The sequence below is a fragment of the Ruegeria sp. 6PALISEP08 genome, assembly GCF_001238295.1.
In the GTDB taxonomy this organism is placed as follows: Bacteria; Pseudomonadota; Alphaproteobacteria; order Rhodobacterales; family Rhodobacteraceae; genus Ruegeria.
In genome coordinates this window covers 1-3,335 of sequence record NZ_LGXZ01000032.1, presented here as the reverse complement: position 1 = coordinate 3,335, position 3,335 = coordinate 1, and the positions used below count along the sequence as shown (strand labels likewise).

Below are 3,335 nucleotides of genomic sequence, written 5' to 3'. Positions count from 1 at the left end.
ACTTTAACCGAACAATGTGTCACACAAGCCGCCGCAAGGCGGCTATTGTCGTTCTGGGCCAGCCCAATCATCGCTGAAAGTGCCCCTTCCAGTTCGATCTGAACGCCCTCGTTGGTGTGCTCGACCGAGACACGTTCGATCAAGCTCCGGATAATCTCCAAGGCCCCTGTACGGATCGCCGGGTCCGATAGTGCCTGTGCCAGATCGGCGACCTTGGAGCGATAGAGTTCCGACAGGTTCGGGTGAAGGCGCACCGGTGGCGGTGCGGGTTCGAAGAGTTTTGCATCCAGATCTGCGATCTGCGTTTCGAGATCTTCAAGCCTCGCTTGAAGTCCGGGGGTGCGAATGCCCTCAGCGATTGCGTCATAAAGCCCATTCAGTTTGCGCGCAGCTTTGTCCCGCTCGGATTGCAGACGGGTCCGGGCTACCTCCACTGTGCCTGCTTCTGCGTAGGCGGCTTCGCTGAAGGACTTGATAAAAGCGGTCACAGCGTCGGGCTGCATCAGGCGCTGACGAAGCAAATCCATGACGGCGTCTTCCAGGACATTGCGTCGAATAGATTGCCTGTGCGAGCAGGTGCCGAGCTTTCGCGCGGCAGAGCAGGCAAGGTAGTCGCGTCCGACTGTGGCGAGTGGCCCTCCGTAGGTGCCGCAGAATGCAAGACCTGTCAGGAGGTGCTTCTTGCGACGCTTCTCCCAAAACCGGGTTTCCTTGATGGCTTTGACGCGGGGTTCGGCCTCGATCTCACCTTGTCGCTGCTTGACCGCCTCCCACAGCTCATCCCCGACGATCCGCAACTCAGGGACCTCCGCGATGATCCACTTGGACGGATCGTTTAGACGGGAAACACGTCTGCCGGTCTCCGGGTCCTTGATGTAGCGCAGCCGGTTCCAAACCAGGCGGCCGATATAAAGCTCATTGTTGAGGAGGCCCGTCCCACGCACTCTGTGCCCTCGAATGGCCGTGTCACGCCATAACTTGCCACGAGGACCGGGGACACCCTCGGCGTTCAGGCGGCGCGCAATTGCTTTTGGGGAGTGCCCTTCGGAGAACTCTTGAAGCACCCGCCTGACAATCTCAGCTTCCGCTGCGTTGATCATTCGTTCTCCCGTGACGGGTTGGCCGTCGGGACCAAGACGCCGGACGACGTCATAGCCGTAGCTGTTTCCGCCGCCGGAACGGCCAAGCTCGACCCGCCCGCGAAGACCACGCCGGGTTTTGTCGGCTAGGTCTTAGAAGAACAATTGGTTCATGGTGCCCTTGAGACCTACGTGCAATTCGCTGATCTCGCCTTCTGCCAGTGTCACGATGCCAACACCTGCAAAACTCAGCCGTTTGAAGATCGCCGCGATGTCAGCCTGGTCCCTGCTCAACCGGTCCAGCGCTTCCGCCAAAATCAGATCAACCTGTCCTTCCTGTGTTGCATGGAACAGCGCTTGCAGACCAGGGCGCAACATGGAGGCGCCGGAGACCGCACGATCAGAATAGGCGTCAACAACAGTCCAACCTTCCCGCTCAGCACGTTCCCGGCACAGTCGCATTTGGTCATCGATGGATGCGTCTCTCTGCATTTGGCTGGAGAAACGGGCATAGATTGCAACTCGGGTCATCGCCGGGCCTTTCTCTTCTGGTTGATCAAAGCCGCGTAGTCGCGGCCCGCTTCAATTGTCTGGGCGTGGATGTAGTGGCGCTCGGCGGTTCCGAAGCTCGTATGCGCAAGAATTGGTCGAATTAGCTTGGCGTGTTCCGGAGAAGAGCGAGCCAGGGTTGTCGCGGCAGCATCCCGAAAGAAATGCGGTGGAATACGGCGACCCGTCAGCTTCAGTGTCTGCTCCGCAATCCGGGGGCTCAGCGCGTCTTTCTTCAAAGGAGTGCCAGACCGGCCAACCCACAGGACATTGTGATGCTGTTGGCCACGCTCCATAAAAAAGGGACGGGCTTCGTTGATATAACGGCGCAAGAGCGGCTCAACGTTCTGGGGAACATCAGCTTCCCAGGGATGCCCTGATTTGGTGAGATCCCCGGGCAGCGCGACGGTCATCGTGTCTGCTGCGACATACAGGGATGTTCCAATCCGAAGGCCCGCGAAGGCGCGTCGCCGCATCGGCATCAGGGCCAACATCGCTATCATGGTGCCATCCCGCAGGCACATCATACTGCTTAGCGGTGTTGACGCAGCTTCTGCATGACCCGTCGCCAGAGACAGCCCTGCACGGAATAGAACCTCGCTGGACAGCACACGCCCAAGTTTACGATCCCGATCACCTCGACCCGCGGCGCGCTTCAATCCCGCTTTCAACTTCCGCTGAGCGGCCCAGTCCTGCGTCGGGTCAGCCACGGAGAGGATACGCAACACGCCATCAATGAACATAAACCGGGTCATCGGCCGGGTGTGTGAGAGGTCCCGAAGCCAAGCGGAAAGGCGCGGCAGGGTCCCGCGTCGAGCCGGAGGCAGTGTGATCGCCTCCGCGTCGCTGGTAATCAGCCATTGCAGCCATCGGGCATAGCGCAATTCTAACGTCTTCAACGAGGTCGCGCGTAGATGTGAGAGCGCACCGCAATCGTCAAGCGGTCCCCCTTCCGTCTGAAGGTTGAGCCACATATCCCGGTCTTGCGCGGGCCATTCGTCGAGCGGCAGAACAAGGCTCATCAGCGACGCCCTTTCTTGGCGTCTATCAGGTCAGCAAAGGCGCGTGTTGCCGAACGTGCCTCAAGACCGGAATACATGTTGATCGTGTGGCTGACCTCCGAATGCCCGAGCAACCGGCGAGCAACCTCGTAGCCGCCGGGATTGGCGTCGAGCCAGTTCATCACTGCGAAATGCCGAAACAGGTGGGCATTCATCTCCAACCCTGTTTCCTTCCGGATCCGTTTGGAGACGCGGGTAGACAAAACGCCGGAATCAACCGAATGTTGACCATCCCGGCGGGGAAAAAGCCAAGGCGTTCCCGCGGGGCAGAGCTCCGGGCAGCGAGATTTGAGATAAACGTCGATCATGCGCAATACATCACGCGGGATCTCGAACTCGACAGGTCGCTCATTTTTTGTCTCGCCGTCTTCCAGAACTAGGTAGGCTCGGCCATCACCGGGACGGTGCAGGTGGCGTTCCAGGTGGATGTCAGCCAGGTTCTTCACGCGAACCGGGCAGACCAGCAGGATGGCGATGGCGAGCGCATTTTCGCGCGGCAGAGCTCAGCCGTACGGCTTGGACGTGCCGCGAGGTCGCGCGAAAATCCGTTCAGGCAGAAGCAGCAGGCGCTGCTGATGCCGGTCCTCCTGCAACACCCGCAGCCGGCTTTTTTTTTGCGGGTCATTCCATTCTGAGGTTTGACGGC

The 3,335-nt window shown here is 59.6% G+C and carries 4 protein-coding genes; all 4 read right to left on the bottom strand.

Features of this window, described 5'->3' with window-relative positions:
• Positions 1-1,100 (bottom strand): recombinase family protein (locus tag ALB80_RS21605; RefSeq protein ID WP_253276957.1); only part of this gene is annotated, 1,100 nt, incomplete at its 3' end.
• 132 nt (positions 1,101-1,232) lie between these two features.
• Positions 1,233-1,610 carry a recombinase family protein gene (locus tag ALB80_RS22785; protein ID WP_253276956.1) on the bottom strand — a complete coding sequence of 126 codons (378 nt, stop codon included), beginning with the start codon at positions 1,608-1,610 and terminating at the stop codon, positions 1,233-1,235.
• The gene (locus ALB80_RS21600; RefSeq protein ID WP_050606173.1) at positions 1,607-2,650 is read right to left on the bottom strand and encodes a tyrosine-type recombinase/integrase; all 1,044 of its coding nucleotides are present in this window, start codon (positions 2,648-2,650) and stop codon (positions 1,607-1,609) included. The genes ALB80_RS22785 and ALB80_RS21600 overlap by 4 nt, the downstream gene beginning before the upstream one ends.
• A complete protein-coding gene (locus tag ALB80_RS21595) occupies positions 2,650-3,189 on the bottom strand; it encodes a site-specific integrase (protein WP_083445427.1) in 540 nt (179 codons plus the stop codon). Before ALB80_RS21595 ends, ALB80_RS21600 begins: the two co-directional genes overlap by 1 nt.
• Positions 3,190-3,335 lie beyond the last annotated feature (146 nt).